This window comes from Peribacillus sp. NPDC097284, from assembly GCF_044761765.1.
In the GTDB taxonomy this organism is placed as follows: domain Bacteria; phylum Bacillota; class Bacilli; order Bacillales; family DSM-1321; genus Peribacillus.
The window spans coordinates 359,794-381,781 of the sequence record NZ_JBIWCZ010000002.1 but is presented as its reverse complement, the minus strand read 5'-3'; the positions used below and the strand labels follow the sequence as shown (position 1 = coordinate 381,781).

The 21,988-nt window shown below is 42.2% G+C and carries 20 protein-coding genes; all 20 read right to left on the bottom strand.

The window, feature by feature from the left end; translation table 11 throughout:
- Positions 1–19: 19 nt before the first annotated feature.
- Positions 20–1,342, bottom strand: coding sequence for an FADH(2)-oxidizing methylenetetrahydrofolate--tRNA-(uracil(54)-C(5))-methyltransferase TrmFO (trmFO, locus tag ACIQXU_RS07615; RefSeq protein WP_402987880.1), 1,323 nt, complete (start codon positions 1,340–1,342; stop codon positions 20–22).
- 399 nt (positions 1,343–1,741) lie between these two features.
- The gene (gene topA / locus ACIQXU_RS07610) at positions 1,742–3,817 is read right to left on the bottom strand and encodes a type I DNA topoisomerase (protein ID WP_402868312.1); all 2,076 of its coding nucleotides are present in this window, start codon (positions 3,815–3,817) and stop codon (positions 1,742–1,744) included.
- Positions 3,818–4,082: 265 nt separating this feature from the next.
- On the bottom strand, positions 4,083–4,949 hold the full coding sequence (gene dprA / locus ACIQXU_RS07605; protein ID WP_402987877.1) for a DNA-processing protein DprA: 867 nt from the start codon (positions 4,947–4,949) through the stop codon (positions 4,083–4,085).
- Between the two features lie 144 nt (positions 4,950–5,093).
- A complete protein-coding gene (gene sucD / locus ACIQXU_RS07600; RefSeq protein WP_402868308.1) occupies positions 5,094–5,996 on the bottom strand; it encodes a succinate--CoA ligase subunit alpha in 903 nt (300 codons plus the stop codon).
- Positions 5,997–6,014: 18 nt separating this feature from the next.
- Complete coding sequence (gene sucC / locus ACIQXU_RS07595; RefSeq protein ID WP_402956288.1) at positions 6,015–7,175, bottom strand: ADP-forming succinate--CoA ligase subunit beta; 1,161 nt, start codon at positions 7,173–7,175, stop codon at positions 6,015–6,017.
- Between the two features lie 450 nt (positions 7,176–7,625).
- A complete protein-coding gene (locus tag ACIQXU_RS07590) occupies positions 7,626–7,898 on the bottom strand; it encodes an EscU/YscU/HrcU family type III secretion system export apparatus switch protein (protein ID WP_402987874.1) in 273 nt (90 codons plus the stop codon).
- Positions 7,895–10,021, bottom strand: a complete 2,127-nt coding sequence (locus ACIQXU_RS07585; RefSeq protein WP_402987871.1) for a hypothetical protein — start codon at positions 10,019–10,021, stop codon at positions 7,895–7,897. The genes ACIQXU_RS07590 and ACIQXU_RS07585 overlap by 4 nt, the downstream gene beginning before the upstream one ends.
- Before the next feature lie 21 nt (positions 10,022–10,042).
- Positions 10,043–10,810: a ribonuclease HII gene (locus ACIQXU_RS07580; RefSeq protein WP_402956499.1), complete on the bottom strand. Its 768-nt coding sequence runs from the start codon at positions 10,808–10,810 to the stop codon at positions 10,043–10,045.
- A 173-nt stretch (positions 10,811–10,983) separates the two neighbouring features.
- Positions 10,984–11,856 (bottom strand): ribosome biogenesis GTPase YlqF, encoded by an 873-nt coding sequence (gene ylqF / locus ACIQXU_RS07575; protein ID WP_402868300.1) that lies wholly within the window; start codon positions 11,854–11,856, stop codon positions 10,984–10,986.
- 17 nt (positions 11,857–11,873) lie between these two features.
- Entirely contained in the window at positions 11,874–12,428 is a 555-nt protein-coding gene (gene lepB / locus ACIQXU_RS07570) for a signal peptidase I (RefSeq protein WP_402987868.1), read from the bottom strand.
- A 210-nt stretch (positions 12,429–12,638) separates the two neighbouring features.
- Entirely contained in the window at positions 12,639–12,986 is a 348-nt protein-coding gene (gene rplS, locus ACIQXU_RS07565) for a 50S ribosomal protein L19 (protein ID WP_402868296.1), read from the bottom strand.
- 131 nt (positions 12,987–13,117) lie between these two features.
- Positions 13,118–13,852, bottom strand: coding sequence for a tRNA (guanosine(37)-N1)-methyltransferase TrmD (trmD, locus tag ACIQXU_RS07560; RefSeq protein WP_402956280.1), 735 nt, complete (start codon positions 13,850–13,852; stop codon positions 13,118–13,120).
- Positions 13,852–14,370: a ribosome maturation factor RimM gene (gene rimM / locus ACIQXU_RS07555; protein ID WP_402868292.1), complete on the bottom strand. Its 519-nt coding sequence runs from the start codon at positions 14,368–14,370 to the stop codon at positions 13,852–13,854. The genes trmD and rimM overlap by 1 nt, the downstream gene beginning before the upstream one ends.
- Before the next feature lie 10 nt (positions 14,371–14,380).
- A complete protein-coding gene (locus tag ACIQXU_RS07550; RefSeq protein ID WP_402956278.1) occupies positions 14,381–14,767 on the bottom strand; it encodes a YlqD family protein in 387 nt (128 codons plus the stop codon).
- Between the two features lie 220 nt (positions 14,768–14,987).
- Complete coding sequence (locus ACIQXU_RS07545; protein WP_402868288.1) at positions 14,988–15,218, bottom strand: KH domain-containing protein; 231 nt, start codon at positions 15,216–15,218, stop codon at positions 14,988–14,990.
- Positions 15,219–15,231: 13 nt separating this feature from the next.
- The gene (rpsP, locus tag ACIQXU_RS07540; RefSeq protein ID WP_053345299.1) at positions 15,232–15,504 is read right to left on the bottom strand and encodes a 30S ribosomal protein S16; all 273 of its coding nucleotides are present in this window, start codon (positions 15,502–15,504) and stop codon (positions 15,232–15,234) included.
- A 150-nt stretch (positions 15,505–15,654) separates the two neighbouring features.
- Positions 15,655–16,995, bottom strand: a complete 1,341-nt coding sequence (gene ffh / locus ACIQXU_RS07535; RefSeq protein WP_402868286.1) for a signal recognition particle protein — start codon at positions 16,993–16,995, stop codon at positions 15,655–15,657.
- An 11-nt stretch (positions 16,996–17,006) separates the two neighbouring features.
- Positions 17,007–17,339, bottom strand: coding sequence for a putative DNA-binding protein (locus tag ACIQXU_RS07530; RefSeq protein ID WP_402868284.1), 333 nt, complete (start codon positions 17,337–17,339; stop codon positions 17,007–17,009).
- Between the two features lie 106 nt (positions 17,340–17,445).
- On the bottom strand, positions 17,446–20,232 hold the full coding sequence (locus tag ACIQXU_RS07525) for a VWA domain-containing protein (protein WP_402987865.1): 2,787 nt from the start codon (positions 20,230–20,232) through the stop codon (positions 17,446–17,448).
- On the bottom strand, positions 20,222–21,988 hold the full coding sequence (locus ACIQXU_RS07520) for a vWA domain-containing protein (protein WP_402987861.1): 1,767 nt from the start codon (positions 21,986–21,988) through the stop codon (positions 20,222–20,224). The genes ACIQXU_RS07525 and ACIQXU_RS07520 overlap by 11 nt, the downstream gene beginning before the upstream one ends.

Sequence of the window (21,988 nt, the reverse complement as noted above, 5' to 3'; positions counted from 1 at the left end):
AAACAGCAGGCAAATGATTTTACAAACTTTTCACAAAGTTCTGAATTGTGTCTAAAGCGCGATTTGCATGTGCCTCATTTCGTTCCTTTTTCGACTTGATTCTGATTTCTAAATCTGGGAGGAGACCAAAATTCGCATTCATCGGCTGGAAGCTCTTCCCGTTAGTGGACGTAATATACCTTGCCATGCTCCCTATTGTCGTTTCAGCAGGGAAAACGATTGGTTCCATCCCTTGAACCAGTCTTGCTGCATTAATTCCGGCGACCAGTCCTGATGCGGCAGACTCCACATACCCTTCCACACCCGTCATCTGGCCGGCAAAGAATAAATCTTCCCGGTTTTTGAATTGATAGGTCGGCTTTAACACATTCGGAGAGTTGATGAATGTATTGCGGTGCATCACTCCATAACGGACAATTTCAGCATTCTCTAATCCTGGAATCAGCTGAAGTACCTCTTTTTGAGGTCCCCATTTTAAATGTGTCTGAAAACCAACAATGTTATAAAGGGTTCCAGCTGCATCATCTTGACGAAGTTGAACGACAGCAAATGGTCGTTTACCCGTTTTTGGATCTTCCAATCCAACCGGCTTCAACGGTCCGAATAGCATCGTCTTTTTCCCACGAGATGCCATTACTTCTATTGGCATGCACCCTTCGAAGAAGATTTCTTTTTCAAATTCCTTAAGTGGCACAGTTTCTGCAGAAATCAGCGCTTCATAAAACCGATCGAATTCTTCTTCGGTCATCGGACAGTTCAAGTAAGCAGCTTCCCCTTTATCATAGCGGGACTTTAAATAGACTTTATCCATATTGATGCTTTCTTTTTCAAGAATTGGAGCTGCAGCATCATAGAAATATAAATATTCTTCATCCATAATTTGCTTCAAGCTATCCGATAAAGATTGGCTAGTCAATGGACCCGTAGCTATAACGGTTGGACCCTCAGGAATCTCTGTCACTTCTTCATGGAACACGGTCACATTTGGATGATTTTTCACCCTCTCCGTTACAAGGTCAGCAAATTCGTGACGATCGACGGCTAATGCACCACCAGCAGGAACAGCACAAGTATCTGCTGCGGAAATAATAACGGAATCCAATGTTCGCATCTCTTCTTTTAAAACACCTACAGCATTTGTTAACGTATTTGCCCGAAGTGAATTGGAACAAACAAGTTCAGCGAATTTATCGGTATGGTGTGCAGGCGTTTGCTTAACCGGACGCATTTCGTACAAATCAACTTTTATTCCTCTTTTAGCTAATTGCCAAGCAGCTTCACTTCCTGCAAGCCCAGCACCAATTACACTTACTTTTGCTTCTTTCATATTTCGAACCTCCATGTATAGATATGATAAAACAGGAAGATTTATCATCAAAATTGTTTTTTACAAAATCTTCATTTTAACGATATGTTTATATGTATACCCCATCTTGCACATTCCTGCTGATGCACTTTTTAAGTATGTCTATTTGGATAAATGCCTTAAGTCGTGTTCTTACAGAAACAATAACTGGACACAAAGAGGAATTATAACTTTAAATGAAGGCACTTGTCCACTGAATTTTACAATACTTGAGCAAAATTAAAAAGTTTCATGCCTTTCCAATATATTCTGCGAGGAACATCCTTCTCTTTATCATGATATCATACCTTACCTAATATGAAGAAACTCAGCTCTACCCGAGTCAGTCCTTTTTTGGTGAACATGAAAAAGGTGGGCATGATTGCCCACCTTTCCTTAAGCTTGAGGTACCTCTTTGAAATCACAGTCCATACATTGTACTTGTACGCCTTTTTTAAGTTTTTTCTCAACAAGGGTACCTTCACATTTTGGACAATTACGCGGCAATGGCTTATCCCATGAAATGAAATCACACCCTGGATACGTATCGCATCCATAAAACAGGCGGCGTTTTTTACTTTTCCGCTCGATGATGTTTCCTTCTTTACATTTTGGGCACTTCACACCGATTTCCTTGACGATTGGTTTCGTGTTACGGCAGTCAGGAAAATTGCTGCATGCCATGAATTTTCCGTATCTCCCCATTTTGAAGACCATTCCATGACCGCATTCTTCACAATCCTCGCCAGCAGGTTCATCTTTAATTTCAATCTTTTCCATCTCGGCTTCTGCCTTGGCCAAATCAACAGCAAAATCCTTGTAGAAGTCATCAATGACATTAACCCATTCAACACTTCCAGCCTCTACACCATCAAACTCCTGTTCCATCTTGGCTGTGAATTCAGCATCCAGGATATATGGGAAGAATTCGCGAATTAGTTCAAGGACTATTTCACCAAGTTCGGTCGGGATAAATCGTTTGTTATCAAGCGTGACGTAACCCCTTTTTTGTATCGTATCCAAAGTAGGGGCATAAGTGGATGGCCGACCTATGCCTAATTCTTCCAGAGTTTTAACAAGACGTGCCTCTGTATAGCGGGGCGGCGGTTGCGTGAAATGCTGCTTAGGCTCAACATCTTTTGAAAAGAATTGATCACCTTTTTTCACATCAGGAAGGGTATTCTCCTTTTCCTCCACCGAGTCATCCGTTCCTTCAACATAGACCTTCATAAAACCAGGAAATTTAACTTTTGATCCATTTGCTCTGAATATGACATCTCCGTTATGTAAGTCGATGCTCATTGTATCCATAACAGCAGAAGACATTTGACTTGAAACGAAACGTTCCCAGATCAATTTATATAAACGGAATTGGTCTCTGGATAAAAATTCTTTCACTAAACCTGGTTCCCGCAGTGTGCTAGTCGGTCTCACTGCTTCATGGGCATCCTGGGCATTTGTCTGTTTTTTCTCTTTACGCTGTTCCGTCTGGACATACTCTTCACCATAACTAGTTGAGATGAAGTTATGCGCTTCGAGCTTAGCCACATCGGAAATCCGGGTTGAATCCGTTCTCATATAAGTAATCAGTCCGACTGTTCCTTCTTTTCCTAGCTCAATTCCTTCGTAAAGCTGCTGGGCAAGCATCATCGTTTTCTTGGCCCTGAAATTCAATTTACGCGCAGCTTCCTGTTGTAGGGAAGAAGTTGTGAATGGTGCAGCTGGATTACGTTTTCTTTCTTTTTTCGTCACGGTACCGATTGTAAATTCCCCACCGCTCAAAGAATCCAGAACCTTCTTCACGTCTTCTTCCGTATTCAATTCAGTACGTTCTCCCGCAAGGCTGAAAAAGGAACCCTCAAACTGTTCTTTTCCTTTTACAAAATCGGCCTTGATTGTCCAATACTCTTCAGGAACGAAGTCTTTGATTTCTTTTTCACGATCTATGATCATTCGGACTGCAACTGATTGAACCCGTCCGGCACTCAAGCCTTTTTTCACTTTTTTCCACAATAGAGGGGAAATATTGTACCCGACCAAACGATCCAATATCCTCCTTGCCTGCTGGGCATCAACCAATTGCATATTAATCGGTCTCGGAGATTTAAATGATTCTTTGATTGCTTCTTTCGTAATCTCATTGAATACGACACGGCAATCCGAGTTTATGTCGACGTCGAGGCTATGCGCTAAATGCCAGGCAATCGCTTCACCTTCTCTGTCGGGGTCAGCTGCGAGATAGATTTTTTTTGCTTTTTTTGCTGCTGTTTTCAATTCTTTTAAAACCGGGCCTTTGCCGCGGATTGTTATATATTTAGGTTCATAGCCATGTTCAACATCGACACCCGTTTGACTTTTAGGTAGATCGCGTACATGACCCATGGAAGCTTTAACTTTATATTTCTTTCCTAAGTATCGCTCTATCGTCTTTGCTTTTGCGGGCGATTCCACAATCACTAAGTAATCTGACATCCAATAAATCCTCCTCAAAGAGGTAATATAAATCTTCACTATTATTAATCATTCAAAAATCATTTGTCAACACCTCTTTACTTTTCCAATCCCGCTGATTCATCAGGATTTAGATATTTTGACAAGAGGTGCCTGTTGCAAAACTTATAACAGTTTTACAATTTTTTCAACCTTTTTGTCTAATATTTTATTCTATTCACCTAAAAAAGCACCTTTTTCGACAAAAATTGGAGGTTTCACCGTATATCTTCTATATTATATTGTTTTAATATTCCTCCTCAATCTGTTCAGCTGTCAAAACTAATTTAGCTCCCTCTTGAATTAATTGATTAGTCCCCATTGATTCAAGACTGGTTATATTACCAGGAAGTGCAAATACGTCCCTTCCCTGGTCAAGTGCAGCCTGCGCTGTGATAAGCGAACCACTTCTCTGCTTTGCCTCTACCACGAAAATCCCCTGCGATAAACCACTGATGATTCTATTGCGGAGAGGGAACATCCAAGGTTCCGATCTCCTAGTCGGAGGGGTTTCCGAAAGAAGCAATCCCTTATCGATGATCACCCTTGCGAGTGGAATATTGATTTTCGGATAAATGTGCATTAATCCCCCTCCTAAAACCCCTATCGTATGTCCACCTTCGTTCAACGTGATTTTATGGGCAATCGCGTCAATTCCAACTGCCACTCCACTAATAATCACGAATTTTCTCTTTACGAGTGGCGTTAAAATCGTTTTTAAGGCCTCTAACCCGTACGAGGTTGGATTCCGTGTACCAACGACACCTATGGTATTCTTCTTAGCTAAAAGCTGTTTATTGCCTTTTAAATAAAGCACCCAGGGGGGATCGAAAATTTGTCTTAATAGATATGGATAGTCTTCATCAAAAATCGTCATACAGTGGATTTGATTATTTTCATATTGTTTCAGTTTTTCAATCGTATTGTAAGAATGCAAGTCTGCGAGAAAGAGTTGGAGTTTGTCGTTCGGGATGGTGAGAATTTCTTTCCATTCAGCATACGTTTTTGTAAAGAGGGTGGTGAGGGATGGGTCTGCAGCCAAGATCATGTTTATCGTTTTCCAGCCTGCACCACGACAATGATGAAGGTGGATTAGCTTTTCATTTCTGTTCAATTTGGAAGCACTCCTTTGAGGATTATTCAAAAGCAGGGGATGGTCGTATGGTTTGTCAAACGAAGATGTCATGGATACTTTCGAAGGGTACTTACTATAGAAGTGAAATAAAGGCCGACCAATATCAGGTCGGCCCATCTCTTATTAATGCGTTTTACAAGGTTCGTACATGCCTTTTTCTTTTAAGACGGATATCAAGGTTTCTCCCATGACCGATGGTGTTTCAGCAACTTTAATTCCACATTCATTCATGACGCGGATTTTTTCATCGGCTGTTCCTTTTCCTCCTGAAATAATTGCACCAGCATGTCCCATACGTTTTCCAGCTGGAGCCGTACGTCCTCCAATGAATCCAACAACCGGTTTCGTCATATTTTCCTTAACCCAAATGGCCGCTTCTTCTTCTGCTGTGCCACCGATTTCCCCTATCATGATTACCGCATGGGTTTCTGGATCTTCATTGAACGCTTTAAGCACATCAATGAAATCAGTCCCATTAACAGGGTCCCCACCAATGCCGACAGCTGATGATTGCCCAATACCTTCTTGTGATAATTGATGTACGGCTTCATAAGTCAGAGTACCAGAGCGAGAAACCACGCCAATATGGCCTTTTTTGTGGATATAGCCAGGCATTATCCCGATTTTGCATTCTTCCGGGGTAATCACACCCGGACAGTTAGGTCCAATTAAGCGTGTTTTTTTGCCTTCCATATACCGCTTGACCTTAACCATATCAAGGACTGGAATATGCTCGGTAATACAGATGACGAGATCAATCTCCGCGTCAACCGCTTCTAGAATTGCATCTGCTGCAAATGGAGCTGGTACATAGATAACCGATGCATTCGCCCCTGTTTCAGTGACAGCTTCGGAAACTGTATTATATACAGGTACCCCTTCCGCTTCTGTTCCACCTTTACCCGGAGTGACCCCTGCAACGATTTTCGTACCGTATTCTAACATCTGTTTTGTATGAAATAATGCTGTTGAGCCAGTGATTCCCTGAACGATCACTTTCGTATCTTTATTAATATAAACGCTCATTATGTTCCCCCCTGCCTATTATCCTACAAGTGATACTATTTTTTGCGCTCCGTCTGCCATGGATTCAGCAGCGGTGATATTTAGACCAGAATCTTTCAAAATACTTTTCCCTAAATCAACATTCGTTCCTTCTAAGCGAACAACGAGTGGAACATCCAGGCCTAGCTCTTTTGCAGCAGCTACGACGCCTGTCGCGATGATGTCACATTTCATGATTCCTCCGAAGATATTGACAAAGATGCCCTTTACTTTTTCATCGGACAGGATAATCTTGAAGGCCTCTTTCACCTTTTCCTCTGTAGCGCCGCCCCCGACGTCAAGGAAATTGGCTGGGTCGCCCATATAGTGTTTAATGATGTCCATTGTTGCCATTGCAAGCCCGGCGCCATTAACCATACAGCCAATATTTCCGTCAAGCGATATGTAACTAAGACCATGTTTTGATGCTTCAATTTCTTTAGCATCTTCTTCATCCAAATCACGGTACTCTGAAATATCTTTCTGACGGTATATTGCATTGTCATCAAAATTCAATTTAGCATCCAAGGCCATTACATTGCCATCCCCCGTCACGACTAACGGATTGATTTCGGCAATCGAACAATCTTTTTCTACGAATGCTGTATATAAGTTGATCATCAATTTAGATGCTTTATTTATTAATGGAGCTGGAATATTAATATTAAAAGCGATTCTACGTGCCTGGAAACCCGTTAAACCGACCACAGGGTCAATTACTTCCTTGAAGATTTTCTCGGGAGTTTTCTCAGCCACTTCTTCGATTTCCGTTCCGCCTTCTTCGGAGGCCATCAATACTACACTGTTCGTTGCACGGTCCAAGACCAGACCAATGTAATATTCCTTGGTGATATCGCAGCCTTCCTCGATAAGTAAACGCTTCACTTCTTTACCTGCAGGCCCTGTTTGATGGGTCACCAACGTTTTACCAAGAATCTCTTCTGCATATGTACGCGCTTCATCAAGATTCTTCGCAACCTTAACTCCGCCGGCTTTTCCGCGGCCACCCGCATGGATTTGAGCTTTGACGACAACAACATCTGTACCTAACTCCTTCGCCGCTTCAACTGCTTCATCAACAGTAAAGGCAACTCGGCCATTTGGAACAGATACCCCGTATTGTCTCAAAATCTCTTTCCCCTGATACTCATGGATATTCATTTCCCATCCTCCTTATCTACTAAAAAACAAAACTTAGATTTGGTGCGTGTTTTCTCTACCATATTACAACAAAATTCTCTTTCATGCATAATTTTCTTTATCGACTATGAAAAATAATTATTACAATATACCTAATTAACCTTCTATTATATGGAAGAAAATACATTATTCATTCATAGGCTCATTTTCAGGATGATCATTTTACACCTACAGACTTTTTTAATTAAACACCTTATTTAAAGCCATTTTTAGGAATTTCTTTGCTTCACTTTTATAAGATTTGCACCCTGATTTATTTTTTTGGACAAAAAAAATAAAAGCACGAAGCTTCTGCTTCATCCTTTTATCATTAGTTTACTATGTTTTTAATATAATAATTTTTTTCAGTACTTTTTATGGTTTCCTTCACAATCCGACCATTTTTTTAACCTGCCGAATAAAATTAGGGTTTTAACTTTTAGCATTCCGGTCCACCTTATAAACAAAAGCGAATACTTCGGCAACAGCTCCATATAATTCTTCCGGTATCGTTTGATTAATATCAAGCTGACCCAAAAGTTCCGTTAACGTTTCGTCCTTCTGTACAGGAATATTCAGTTCCTCTGCCTTTACCAGGATATTCTCTGCCGTCTTGCCTTTTCCCTTAGCCAACAAGACAGGTGCCTGCGATGACTTTGCATCATACTTTAAGGCAATCGCTTCTTTCCGTTTTTCCTGTTTCATATCCGAATGTCCACCCCACTATAAGTTCCTGTCTCCGAAAAAGGAACAGTAGTCTGCCTCACACCCGTATTTCTTGTGCGTGTTGTGTCCTGAAATAAAACTCCTGATAACTTGTAATCCATCAATCGCAAATTATCCTTCAACACGTCCAGATAATTACTCGCCGCAGTTTCAATTGTTTGATTCTGCTCGTTGATGATAGTCACGTTGATGACGCGGTTTTGGATTTGCATGTCAATGATGGTTTCGTTAAGGTTCTCTAACTCTAAATAAAACAGGATACGACAGTAATCGGGATCGATCTTTCCATCCTTTGTTTTCCTTCCACTCCATTGCAACGTTAAATCCGTTTGGAACGAACCTAAGTTGAGAGGAAGGGTGAGCAATAAATTTTGCATGGGTCCGTTATCCTGTGAAAGAACCTGCTGAGCAGTGAGCCGATTCACTATTTGTTCAGCCATGTCTTTAATTGCTGGTGGATGCTGCTCATTCAACAATTTTAGGAGTAAAGGCTTGAGAGTTTCTAACTCCTCTGATAGCGCTTCCGATTCGCCTCCCGATAGATTAGCAAGAACATGCTCCAGTTGAAGCCCAAGCATTTTGGTCCATTCTTTCAGTTGTTGGGCTACAGCTGTCCCATTTGTAAAATCATTTGGTTGAAAACCTTCATCTATTAAATGGCTCAGCACTAGTTTCTCGGGATTGATAGCAGCAGAGGGAGTTTCTGGAACTTGCTTAAAAGCCTGAAGTAGAAGATCCCCCACTTTCCCCTTCGACTCACCAACTTGCCCTACATCCTTATTTATTTGACTCAATAATTCATCGACTTCTAGATCGACCGGGGTGATTTTACGATTGGCAGACACCTCGGAAAAAGCACGTTCAAGTAAATGTGAAGTAAGATTAAGGACTTCTTTTGTAAACACTGGAATTTGCCGGACCGTCTGTTGCATCCCCTGCCATTGGGTATCAGCCTTAGAGCTCTTTAATGATTCTGAGATTAACTCCGGCCCTTCATTTTCGCTTTGGATTCCATTCCGTTGAATCATAGGGATAGTCCCTGGTTCCCTTGCCGAGGAGCCTTTCCCAAAAGCACGTTCAAGCAGGTTTAGATTAAGTCCAGACCTTTCATTGGTTGCGATGCTTTTATACGGTATTACATCTTTTACATCTGAAGATGCCGTCGCTCCTATATCCGAACTCCCCCATAGTTTAATAAGGTTAGATTCCATATTCCCTTGTCCAAGCGTTCCATTTGCTAGTGCTTGCAGTCCTTGCTGTAGTTTATTAGCCGTTGGGGTCTTCATGGGTTCCGGCGCCCGCACCGATTCAGCAACTATGCTTCTCAGTAATTCCGTTTCAGTTATCCCACTTGGAATGAAACCGGTCTTTTGAAGCAAGGAAAAGGCTCCTGATTTCATATCTGGTGTCGACTTGGAATCAAGCCAAGTTGCAATAAGTCTGTGCAAACCAGTTTGTTGCAATTGATCTTGTTTAGTAATATGTAGGGACTCCAATACGGCTTTTAGCTGCACCAGCGTCTTTGTGTCAGATCCGCTTTCCTGTAATTGTTGTTGCAGACCACTTAGTAACTTATGAAAAGGTTCACCTTTTGCTAGTTCGGCCAATGCAAAAAATACCTCCTTAACAAAAGGTAGCTGCTGCGTAACCATCGTTTTAATAACGGAAAGTCCCGATTCAGTTGTACTTGCCGCTTTAACCCATTGCAATGCTGATGAGAAGAAATCTTTGGTGATGGGGAATTGATTTCTCAGTAAAAACTCGGCAAGCTTTGCAGACTCTGGTTCCGACTTAACACCAAGGTAAACAAGTAGCTGTGCCGCTGCTTCTTTTGTATTCGAGAGGTTCACATTCGGGGAATCAAGTACTTTCAAAACCACCTGTCCCTCATTTGGCTGCACTTGAAGCCAATATCTTTCCCCAACCTGTAGCGGGACGTCCAGGTGCGCAATCATTTTTTGTTGGCCAATCTGCACTTCAGCCGTTTGGTTCGGAAAGATCTTATTCACTTTTCCGAAAAGAATTTGCCCACTCTTTAGATTCGTGCTTCCTTGTATCTCAACGGGTGTAGAAACAGACTGACCATTTGTTATTAATTGCATCCCCTCATCCTCCTTTAATCCTTATTTCCTTGCCGAAATTTCCTTTACAGGTGCGAAACTTCTTCTGTGCCATGGTGTAAGCCCATGCTTATCGAGAGCTTCGAGGTGTTGGCTCGTACCATAGCCCATATGCTTTTCAAATCCATACTCCGGGTACTTTACCCCATATTCCTTCATCATCCTGTCACGTGTCACCTTAGCGACGATTGAAGCCGCAGATATGGTAATACTTCTAGCATCTCCTTTTATTAGCGAGAGCTGAGGAATGGGCATATCCAGTTCCATTGCATCAATCAATAAATGATCCGGCAATTCCGAAAGATTGTTCACCGCTGCCATCATGGCCTTTTTCGTAGCCTGATAGATATTGATTTCGTCGATTTCTTCGCTATGTACAATGCCTATCCCAATTGATATAGCCTCTTTATGAATCGCCTCATAAAATTGTTCCCTTTTGGACTCGGAAATTTTTTTCGAATCATTTAGCCCAGGCAAATAGAAAGTCTCTGGTAAAATAACCGCACTTGTCACTACCGGACCAGCCAAGGGCCCTCTTCCTACTTCATCTATACCGGCAAGAACCGAAAACCCTTGTTGGCGCAGCTCTCGCTCAAACTCTGACATTTTTAAGAAGGTATCCCTGATTTGTTGAGCTTTTTCGTAGGTTTTGTTCCATTTGCCGATTAAATCGGCGACTCCCTTGCGAGCATCCTCTCGGCATTCTTGCAAAAAAGGATCTTCCGGATTACTTATGGATTTTAATCTTGAAGAAATTTCGTTAATATTCATGGCTGTTTTCATTTTTATCACCCATCATTATAAGTATCGGCAGAAATGTTACATTCCTATAGTTCCATCAAAAATACGGAGCGGAAAAGAGACATCATTTAGGTTAAAACAACCTTCGATGCCTAAAGTCCCGCTCCGTGTTTATTCTCTGTACAGCTTGGCCCAGACAGAGGTTAGTCGGGCGTGTTTTCTTGATCCTCTTTAGGCGGTAGCTCGAATGTGAGCGGGCCCATCTTTTCAGAACGGATCTCACGAACGACCAGTTCTGCGGTCTTATCGTAATCGATATACCCTCCAGAGGCTATACATCCTCTGAACTTCCCAACTGCATCGAAAAGTTCCAGCGTTTCTTGTGGGATAACATCAAGATTATATCGTGATTTCAACCGATCTGGATATTCTTTTTCCAAGAAGCGAAGACCATAGAGAGAGACTTCGTGCAAGTTTAAAATCGTATCCTTGATTGCTCCTGTCAAGGCCAATCTTAAACCGACTTCCTGATCCTCGAATTTAGGCCACAGAATCCCCGGTGTATCTAAAAGTTCGAGTTCCTTACCGAACTTTATCCATTGCTGGGCCTTCGTCACACCAGGCGTGTTGCCCGTTTTGGCAATGTTCTTCCTAGCAAGCCGATTGATCAGCGTCGATTTCCCGACATTCGGAATCCCGACGATCATCGCACGAATCGCACGCGGCTTGATTCCTCTTGACTCCATCCGATCATACTTCTCTTTCAAGAGCATTTTAGAAGTCGTCGTAATCTGATGCAGACCATTTCCCGCCTGTGAGTTAATAGCAATTGCCGTTTTACCTTGTGATTTATAATAATCAAGCCACTGATTGGTTTTTACCGGATCAGCCATATCGGCTTTATTCAACAAGATAAGCCTTGGTTTATGCTGGATAATCTCATCTATCATCGGATTCCGTGAAGATGCCGGGATACGTGCATCCACAAGTTCAAATATGATGTCCACCAGTTTTAATTTTTCTGTTACTTCCCGTCTCGCTTTGGCCATATGGCCAGGGAACCACTGTATTGTCAATGGAATCCACCTTTCTACTATTCCACCAATCGAAAGTCTTTGATTGGCCAGTAAACTAATTTAGTTTTGCCTAACACTTCCCGGTACGAAACAACCCCGATATGGCGGCTGTCCTTGCTGAAGCGACGATTATCTCCCAAAACAAATAAATGTCCTTCAGGCACCGTTTCTTGTTCAATGATATCACTTAATGTAAAAGGCTCGGTCAATGGTCCACCATCAATCAATTGCTTTTTATATTCATCCAAATATGGTTCGCCATATTCTTTTCCATCCACATAAAGTATATCATCTTTATATTCCACCTTTTCACCAGGAAGACCTATGACCCGTTTAACGTAATCCTTGCCTTCCGGCGCTTTAAAGACGATGATGTCGAATCTTTTTGGTTCACCCACTGAATAAGAGAATTTATTAACGAGCATACGGTCTGTATCCTTCAAAGTCGGCATCATGGAAAAGCCGTCCACATAGATTGGGGCCAAAAGGAAATAACGAATAAGCGTTACTAAAATGACCGCAATTAGGGCTGCCTTTATCCATTCCCACAATTCATTTTTCTTTTTCGCCATCCTTACCACCCTTTTAGAAAAGCATATCATCTAATCATTTTAACATGTTACGGACGCTATAGCGAGCAGGTTTAGGACCCTCTCACTTCTTTTCCGGATGGTTTAATCGATAAAAAAAGGAGCCTGTAAAACAGGCTCCTTTTTTTGTATACGATTTGGTTTCGCACCTTATGTGGATCATGGTAAACCCGCATAGAGAGATTCGAAGAATTAACGACGAATTTCTTTAATACGTGCTTTTTTACCACGAAGTTCGCGTAGGTAATAAAGTTTCGCACGACGGACTTTACCGTGACGGATAACTTCTAATTTCGCAATTTTTGGTGTGTGAACAGGGAAAGCACGTTCTACTCCAACGCCGTAAGAAATCTTACGTACTGTGAAAGTTTCACTAACTCCGCCGCCACGACGTTTGATTACAACGCCTTCAAACAACTGAATACGTTCGCGAGTTCCTTCAATAACCTTAACGTGTACACGTACTGTGTCACCAGGTCTGAATGATGGAAGATCTGTGCGAAGTTGTTCTTTTGTAATTTCGTTAATAAGATTTTGCATGAATTCCAACTCCTCCTGGACGCTCTTGCAAATACTGAATTGTTTTGCAGCGGAACATCGATATAAGACCGGACTTTTGCCCAAGTCACAAGGTCTATCCTACCATACAATATGCATTGATGCAATAGCGATCATTCTTCTTTTTGAATCTCTGACAGCAATTTTTTCTCAAGATCGGAAAGTTCATAGCTTTCAAGCAAATCAGGTCGTCTCTGCCATGTTCTCCGTAATGATTCTTTCATCCGCCACTCATCTATTTTTTTATGATTTCCGGATATGAGTGGATCCGGGACTTTCATGCCCCGGAAATCTGCAGGTCTAGTGTAATGAGGGTGCTCTAATAAACCAGAAGAATAGGAATCAAGAATCGGGGAATCAACATTTCCAAGAACACCCGGCAACAAGCGGACAACACTATCTATAATGACCATGGCCCCCAATTCTCCACCTGTAAGTACATAGTCGCCTATTGATATCTCATCTGTGACGATATGCTCCCTGATACGCTCATCATATCCTTCATAATGGCCGCATACGAAAATGAGATGTTCTTCCTTTGCAAGTTCCTCTGCTTTTTTCTGCGTGTAGCGCTCCCCCTGCGGGCAAAGGAGTACTACCCTAGGTTTTAGGTCACCTTGGCCTTTGATCGCTTCTACAGCATCAAAAATGGGCTGTGCCTTCAACACCATGCCTGCCCCACCGCCATATGGGTAATCATCAACAGTTGAATGTTTATTATCTGCGTAATCGCGGAAATTGGTCACTTGATAGCTGACAGCCTGCTTTTCTGCCGCCTTTTTTAACATAGACGAACCAAGCACTCCTTCGAACATTTCTGGAAAAAGAGAAAGTACATCGATTTTCATCAGTCCAATAGTCCTTCCATCGGCGTGATGATAACCTTTTTCTCCGAGATGTCGACCTCTTTTACAATCTGATCGATATACGGGATTAGAACATCCTTGCCTGCCGTCCTTTTAATGACCCAAACATCATTGGCACCTGGAGTCAATACCTCTACGATTTCTCCTATTTCCTCTTCTTCATCCGTGAAGACCTTACAGCCGATGATCTCGTGGAAGAAAAATTCCCCCTCATCCAGTTTGCCAAGCTGTGATTCCTTTATTCTCAAAATCCCGTTGCGGAAAGCTTCTACCTGACCGACGTTATAATAGTTTTCAAACGTCAATAGATTAAAGTTTTTATGAGTCCGGTGTGACCTGATTGTAAGCGGCAATGGTTTTTTCTCTGTTTCCCTGAACAAATACAGCGTATTGCCAACTTTGTACCGCTTCTCCGGGAAATCTGTTGATGAAATAACACGGACTTCTCCTAGAAGACCGTGCGTATTGACGATTTTACCTACATTAAACCAGTTTTCCATTCTTTCACCTCTAACGAATTTCCGAGACAATTCCATCTTTAATGACAATTGTCTTCGTTGTCATAAGATCGTCCCAATCTGCCCCGATTTCTACATCAATAATGCTTTGGACTTCCCGTTCCTTCAGTTCGCTTCCAATAGGAAGGATTTCCAACTGTTCCATTTGAAATTCAAGCAGTTTGATTTTTTCCTGCCTTTGGTTAATTTCTTTTTCAAAATGAGAACGAAGGCTGGCGGGCTGAAGGTTACGGGTCTTTTCAAGTTTTTTCAGTTCAAAACGAAGCTGTTCACTTTCTTTTTGAAGTTGTAGTCGTTTTGATTTGTACTTATCGAGGAGCTGATTCTTGCTGGATTCCGTTAATACTTGGTTAACGATTACGTTTTGGAGAATTTTCATTCCAGCGCCTCCTATTATCTATGATTTCTTATTTCGTTCAAAAAATATGTATGATAGGGTAATCTTTTGAAAAATGAGGGTCATTCTCTTAAGTATAACGTAAAACGGTGAAAGATGTGTCTCAAAAGAATGAAAATTAGACCCCGAATCCATGAAATTGTAAGTAGACCCGGGATTGAACTTTTCTTGAAGTACAAAAAAAGGAGGGGATTAGCCCTCCTTATTCGGAAATCTCCAAATAGATTTTCTTCTGCTGTGAAGATCCTGCTGCATATACCACAGTTCGAATCGCCTTAGCAACACGCCCTTGTTTACCGATGACCTTGCCCATGTCTTCTTTATGAACGGAGAGGACATAAACAACCCGGTCGGCTTCTTCCTTCGAAGTTACAATAACCTCTTCCGGATGATCCACAAGTGCTGAAACAATCGTTTCAATTAAAGATTTCATCAACTAGCGTCGATTACTTGCTGTTTTTTGCAACATGGAATTTTTCCATGATGCCTTGAGTTGAGAATAAGTTGCGAACTGTATCAGATGGTTTAGCTCCATCTTGTAACCATTTAAGAGCAAGCTCTTCATTGATGTCAACTTTAGCTGGTTGAGTCACCGGGTTATAAGTTCCCACTACTTCGATGTAACGTCCGTCACGTGGTGAACGAGAATCTGCAACTACAATACGATAGAAAGGAGATTTTTTTGCTCCCATACGTTTTAAGCGAATTTTTACTGCCATTTTAAATAAGCACCTCCGAATAGTTTCACACAAGATAGTATAATATCAAATGTCTTGTATGTTTGTAAAGGTTTTTTTCTTAACAGGTGAAAAAAGTGTTTAAATAGGCGGTTTCAGCCTATTTTTATGCTCATTTCCCATGAAAAAAACTTACATGAACGGGAATTTAAATCCCTTTTTCTTTCCTTTTTGCATGCTTGTAACTTGTTTCATCATCTTTTTCATTTCTTCAAATTGCTTCAGTAGACGGTTCACTTCTTGGATCGATCTTCCGCTCCCTTTGGCAATCCGTTTCTTGCGGGATGCATTCATGGTTTCTGGATGTTCTTTCTCTTGCGTCGTCATTGAACGGATGATAGCCTCAACATGACCAATCTGTTTCTCATCGATCTGAAGGTTATCCATCCCTTTCATTTTATTCGCACCAGGAATCATCTTCAAAATATCATCAAGCGGTCCCATATTGCGCACTTGACCAAGCTGTTCAAGGAAATCATCAAAGGTAAAAGTAGCGGTACGCATCTTTTTCTCTAATTCTTTCGCTTTTTCTTCATCAACATTGGCTTGTGCTTTTTCGATAAGGGTCAATACATCGCCCATACCAAGGATTCTTGAAGCCATCCTTTCTGGATGGAATGCTTCAAGTGCATCCAATTTTTCGCCCATACCGACAAATTTAATCGGCGTGTCCGTAACGGAACGAATAGAAAGTGCCGCACCACCACGAGTATCCCCATCTAGCTTCGTTAATACGACTCCAGTTAGACCGAGCTGTTCATTGAAACTTTGAGCCACATTGACAGCATCCTGACCTGTCATCGCATCGACAACTAGGAAGATTTCATCCGGTTTGGTCAATTCCTTGATATCTTTCAGTTCGCCCATCAGATTTTCATCAACATGGAGGCGACCTGCGGTATCAATCAACACATAATCATGATGTTCTTCCTTCGCCTTTTCAATCGCCTGTTTCGCAATTTCTACAGGACTGACCTGATCACCTAGGGAAAAAACAGGCATGCTTAATTGTTTGCCAAGTGTTTCAAGCTGCTTAATCGCCGCCGGACGGTAAATATCAGCCGCAACCAGCAATGGCTTACGGTTGTATTTTTTTCTAAGAAGATTTGCCAGCTTTCCGGTAGTCGTCGTTTTACCTGCCCCTTGAAGACCTACCATCATAATGACAGTCGGTGGTTTGGAGGCAACGGCAATCTTACTCTGTTCGCCGCCCATCAGCTGAGTCAATTCTTCCTTAACTACTTTAATTACCTGTTGACCGGGGGTTAAGCTTTTTAGCACTTCCTGACCTACCGAACGCTCACTTACACGCTTCACAAATTCCTTCACGACTTTAAAGTTAACATCCGCTTCAAGCAGGGCCAAACGAACTTCACGCATCATTTCTTTAACGTCTGCTTCGTTGACCTTCCCTTTTCCACGGATTTTTTGCATCGTGTTCTGCAGTCGGTCGGCCAATCCTTCAAATGCCATATTGCCGCCTCCTAATCTAACTTCTCAAGCGCTGTAATTGCGTCAAGCAACTTTTCTTTAGAAAAGGATTCCTTCTCTAAAAGATCCTTCACATTCGCAATCCATTGGTTACGCTCTTGAAATTTTTGAAATAACAATAGCTTCGCTTCATATTCTTCGAGCATTGCTTCTGTTCTTTTTATATTATCATAGACTGCCTGCCTACTGACTTCGTATTCATTGGCAATCTCTCCAAGAGAGTAATCATCCAGATAGTAGAGGGCCATATAGCTCTGCTGCTTTTCCGTTAACAACGATTGGTAAAAGTCATACAAATAATTAATCCGCGTTGTCTTTTCAAGCATGTTAGCAAGCCTCCCTGCTGTTAAGTGAAAACCCTTTACAAGTTTATATTGTATAGTGTCGATTATTTCATGTCAAGCTAAACTCCTTACCACAAGATAAAAATCATTATTTTTTTCGTTTTCTCGCTTCAATCAGGCGCTTCATCTGCTCTTCACGTTCCGATTCCGATAGTTTATTTACAGGTTCCTTCTTGTGGTGGCGAGCTGGCACTGCTTTTACCTGCTCCTTTTTTTGCTCGCTTTCTACAGGCTGCTTCTTTAATGCTTCTTCCTTACCAACTTTTTGTTTTACCTTTTTCAGTTTTGCGACTCTTTCGTTTTGCCTAGATGAAGTGGTTTCTGATTTTTCACGACTTCCCGTAAAGATACGCGAAACTCTGTGCCAACCAAACCTTCGGACCGCAATTTCGCAAAATAAGAGCATGAATGCCGATAAAAGCAGCCAAGAACTAATACTTTGTTCTTGCCTTGACGTATTTTGCAATGGCCGGAATGCCTCAGATTCATCCTTCAACTCCTGACCACCCGAAACAGCCAATAATTCCTTAATAAGCGCTTTGTTTAGGCCTTGTTGCAGGTATTCCTCTGAATAGGGCACGGTGAAACCTGTTTGATATAGATTCGTACTTCCACCCTTGGTATCTTGTTTTATGCTGAGAAAATACATCCCTGATTGCTTAGGCATGATGACTTCGTATTTTCCCGGCGCGATGAGCTTCGTATTGACGTCTACTTCCTCACCTTTTTCAGACACTACATTTGCCGATACAGGAAGGTGATTTTGTGTGGACGATTCAAGGTTGATGACCGTTTCCTCCCCACCATTATCCTGTGTGAGCATATACGGCTCACTTTCGAACTTGGGCAGCGTGTTTGTGATCAATTGATTGAGAAATGTCCCCCACTTTCCCCAAGCAGGCCAATCGCCCGACCATTTCCCACTAATGTCCGAAGTGAAAGCTGCCGTAGTTCCCATTCCATATTGCCACTCGGCAAGGACGGGATCCTCTTTTTCACTGATCAGCGACTGTAATGCACGCTGCTTTGCAGTTGTCGCGATGTAGGCATTCATCTTAGGTACGCCATCCTTAAACAATCCGTTCCATTCCGGATTGTCCTTGATAGATGGATAAAATGGGGTATCCTCAATGTAAGTGCGGCTCGCCATGACGGTTTCCCTCGATAAAATGCTCGGAATAACGGAAGCATCCGTGACATCGTAATAGCGCCCCGCACCAAAGTCGGCCAAGTCCTCAAGTAGGTTCTTATCGGCATCATTTCCAATTGAAACGGTAGAGAGGGTTATGTTCTCTTCCTTTCCTTCTTCAATCAAGTCTTCATAATTACTTGAAGCGTTTGACTGTCCATCGGTCAACAAAATAATGTGCTTCCGCTGCAACCTTTCATTCCTTAACTTATCATAGGCCATTTCAAGCGAGCTGAAGATTTCAGTACCGCCACCTGAAGACAGTGTACGAATCTTCTCCACGACTTTTTCCTTATCCTTAAGTGGGGCTGCTTCGATGATTTCCCATGGTCGGTCATCGAAGGCAATGAATCCAAACGTATCCTTTTCACGCAAAAGTTCAACAGAGCGGGCAGCCGCTTCCTTTGCCAATGATAGCTTGTTTCCATCCATACTGCCTGATCGGTCGAGAACAATCATCAGTCCAAGAGATGGCATCTCTTTTTTTCCTTTGATGTCCATATCTACTGGAAGTAATCTCTCAATTGGTGTCTTGAAATACCCGCCGAGCCCGAAACTATTTTCTCCGCCGGTCATCACGAACCCATTACCGAAATCCTTAACGGACCGCTCTATCATTTTCATTTGAATTTCCGAGACTGAGGTGGCAGGAACATTATTAAACACAATCGATTGGTATTGTAAAAAACCGGATAAAGTGGTCGGCAGTTTTTCCGGTATCGTCGATTCGACAATTAGCCCGCTGCCGTTCAAAATATTTTCAAGCCGTCCTGTTGACTCACCTTCGACAATCAATACTTTTGGTGTGCCTTTTACATTCGTGATTGCCTGCAATTGGTTATTTTCCGCAAATGTATCATTTTCAGCGATGATTTCGGCCTTATATACTTGTAGTCCAGTTTTCTCGGCTGTATGAGAAACAGAGAATAAATTAGTCCCTTCTTTTACACTCACTGCCTTTTTGATGATTTCCTGATCATTCAGTGAAATGCGGACAGTCGCTTTTTTCGCTGTATTGCTAAAGACCTCCAATGAAATCTCCGTTTTTTCGCCTTGATAGATAGATGGGGGAATCGTTACATTCTTCAGGGCGACATCTTCGCCAATCGATTCGATTAGTGGCACGATGTCGAGCTCAATATTTTTATTTGCAAGTAGTTTGGCCTCCTCCACACTGCTTCCCGACGTTTCATTACCATCCGAAAAAAGGACGATTCTCCCACTTGAATAGCTCGGAATGAGCGAGGAAGCAAATTGAATGCCTGAATCCAATTGACTTGCCTCTTCTTCCACTTCACCGCTAAATTGGCTTATGGGTGTATGTTTTGTCGACAACGCCTGCTCAGCAACGGCACTGCCCCCAAAGGCTGCCACCGCAAAGGAGTCGTCTCTACCCATGGTTTCAACACTTTTCTCAATCCAAGCCAGCGACTTTGTGTCAGAGTCTTTGACACTTGCAGAACGATCGACTAAAAAAACAACCATCGATCCCTTGATAGGTTGTAGCAATTGCGGAACGCTCAGTGCCAATACAATGAGAAAAAAAATACATGACCGCAATATGGCCACAACGACCGTCTCTACATGCTTCGTTTGATTACGTGATTTTATCACATACATATAAATAAGCGCTGCACAGGGAAGCAGCAATAAAAAAACCAGGGGATAAGTAACATCAATGCCCACGTCGATATACCTCCCATTCGGCCATTAGTAGCAGAAGGGCCATACAAGCCAGCCAGTACCATAAGATATCCTGTTTTGTATCGCTTCCCCCTTCTTTCAACTCTGATGATTTCATATTCATCTTGAACGACGGAGCTGAATCGACTCTTTTTTCCCTTTCGTCCAATAAAACCGAAAAGTAAAATGCCTGTTCTCCCGCCAGTGCTTCGTATATACCGGGCTTATTTGGCGCTCGAAAGCCCTCCTTTTGCAAATCAATGGAAAAGAGATTCGTTCCGGACTCTGTAAATATAGCCAATTTTCCCGTTTCCGTTCCAAGATTCAACCACTTTTCTTCACCAGGCTGATAGTAACCTAGAAAGTTCGACTGTTGGGTCAGCCATTGATAGGAATTATATAAAAATATAGGAAATCCAGGTTGTAACGGCCAATCGCTGTCCGCAACGGAGAAGTTCAGGGCAATGATCGGCTGTCCTTGGTGCGTACCTTTTTGAATGAGCGGTATACCCTCACTTGTAGTAACATGATGCCATTGCTTGCTGATCGGAGGGGATGACGATTTAATATACACTTTGTCCATATTTACGTAGTCCATGAGTGGGTCACCCGTTCCCTTTGGTTGACCTGTCAGTTTTTGTTTTCCTTTTTCAGTGGCATTGATAAAAAGAAGCGGGTACGATCCAAGTTCCTCTAAGTCCACTCCTTCGGCAATCACGATTCCATCCATTTCGACTTTTTCTTTATCCTCAAGCTGGATGATATCAAGGCCAATCGTTTCGAGCCCATTAATCAAAAATGGATTCACATCCCCCACTGCATAGACTTTCTCATATACGGCCGTTTGGATGGCCGTCATTTCATTGTCCGCTGAATAGTCATCATCCAAAATGATGGAGGCCGTATAATACGGTTTTTCTTTCAGAACCGGTATATCAATTATTTTCTCGCTGCTTGCTTTCACCATTATCCTTTTTGTGAATAGAACATCTTTTCCATTCGTTACTTGAAATTTCACCGTTTCATCCTGCTTCGTTTGATTTTCAATGACCGCCACCCCAGTAATGCCTCCTTCAGAGCTTGCCGTGCCAAATGAAAGCAAGGAGAGATTGCCAGTCAGGCTGCTGAAATTATGTACACCAATGGGAATGTCTTCCGATAACCCCCTAAGGTCCTCCTCCACAACCGCATCGGAGTATAAATGAATGACCGATTCTTTTCCAGCCGCTAGCGAGTCTGCCAGTTTCAATGCCTTATCAACATGCTCATGACTGTATGTTAGCTCCATTTCTTTTATTTGTTTTTTTAACTCAGCCCGGTTTGTTTCGTGATTGGCAAGTATCACAGGCTTTTGACCAGCATCTATGATTGTCACTTCTTGATCATCCACCGCTTGAAGCATCTCCCCCACTTCTTGCTTGGCTTTTTCAAACCGGGTGAGCTCCCCTTCTTTTGCACTCATCGAAGCCGATGTGTCGACAATTAGGATTAGGTGGTCGCCCGGAATGCCCTTTTGAAACCAAAAGGGTCGAACCAACGCGAACATGAGGAGGAGAAGTACGAGAAGTTGAAGCCAGAATAAGAGATTATGCTGTAATTTATGAAGCCATGGAGAAGCCTGCCATTCATTCAGCACCTGCTCCCATAATAAATTGGACGAAATCGTCGTTTTCTCATATTGCTTCCGGAAAAAATAAAACAGAATGACGGCTCCGATAAAAATGGTCAATAGAAAAAAGATTGGGTTTGAAATATGCAT

Bases quoted from the DNA above. Each gene is read 5' to 3' on its own strand.
- rplS (WP_402868296.1), bottom strand. From the start codon at position 12,986: ATGCAAAATCTTATTAACGAAATTACAAAAGAACAACTTCGCACAGAT.
- trmD (WP_402956280.1), bottom strand. From the start codon at position 13,852: ATGAAAATCGATGTACTTTCTCTTTTTCCAGAAATGTTCGAAGGAGTG.
- lepB (WP_402987868.1), bottom strand. From the start codon at position 12,428: ATGGCGAAAAAGAAAAATGAATTGTGGGAATGGATAAAGGCAGCCCTA.
- sucC (WP_402956288.1), bottom strand. From the start codon at position 7,175: ATGAATATCCATGAGTATCAGGGGAAAGAGATTTTGAGACAATACGGG.
- ACIQXU_RS07520 (WP_402987861.1), bottom strand. From the start codon at position 21,988: ATGCATATTTCAAACCCAATCTTTTTTCTATTGACCATTTTTATCGGA.
- ACIQXU_RS07580 (WP_402956499.1), bottom strand. From the start codon at position 10,810: ATGAATATTAACGAAATTTCTTCAAGATTAAAATCCATAAGTAATCCG.
- ACIQXU_RS07550 (WP_402956278.1), bottom strand. From the start codon at position 14,767: ATGAAAATTCTCCAAAACGTAATCGTTAACCAAGTATTAACGGAATCC.
- ACIQXU_RS07530 (WP_402868284.1), bottom strand. From the start codon at position 17,339: ATGCTTGAAAAGACAACGCGGATTAATTATTTGTATGACTTTTACCAA.
- ACIQXU_RS07590 (WP_402987874.1), bottom strand. From the start codon at position 7,898: ATGAAACAGGAAAAACGGAAAGAAGCGATTGCCTTAAAGTATGATGCA.
- sucD (WP_402868308.1), bottom strand. From the start codon at position 5,996: ATGAGCGTTTATATTAATAAAGATACGAAAGTGATCGTTCAGGGAATC.
- rimM (WP_402868292.1), bottom strand. From the start codon at position 14,370: ATGGAAAACTGGTTTAATGTAGGTAAAATCGTCAATACGCACGGTCTT.
- ffh (WP_402868286.1), bottom strand. From the start codon at position 16,995: ATGGCATTTGAAGGATTGGCCGACCGACTGCAGAACACGATGCAAAAA.
- rpsP (WP_053345299.1), bottom strand. From the start codon at position 15,504: ATGGCAGTAAAAATTCGCTTAAAACGTATGGGAGCAAAAAAATCTCCT.
- ACIQXU_RS07585 (WP_402987871.1), bottom strand. From the start codon at position 10,021: ATGCAATTAATAACAAATGGTCAGTCTGTTTCTACACCCGTTGAGATA.
- trmFO (WP_402987880.1), bottom strand. From the start codon at position 1,342: ATGGAGGTTCGAAATATGAAAGAAGCAAAAGTAAGTGTAATTGGTGCT.
- ACIQXU_RS07545 (WP_402868288.1), bottom strand. From the start codon at position 15,218: ATGAAATCTTTAATTGAAACGATTGTTTCAGCACTTGTGGATCATCCG.
- topA (WP_402868312.1), bottom strand. From the start codon at position 3,817: ATGTCAGATTACTTAGTGATTGTGGAATCGCCCGCAAAAGCAAAGACG.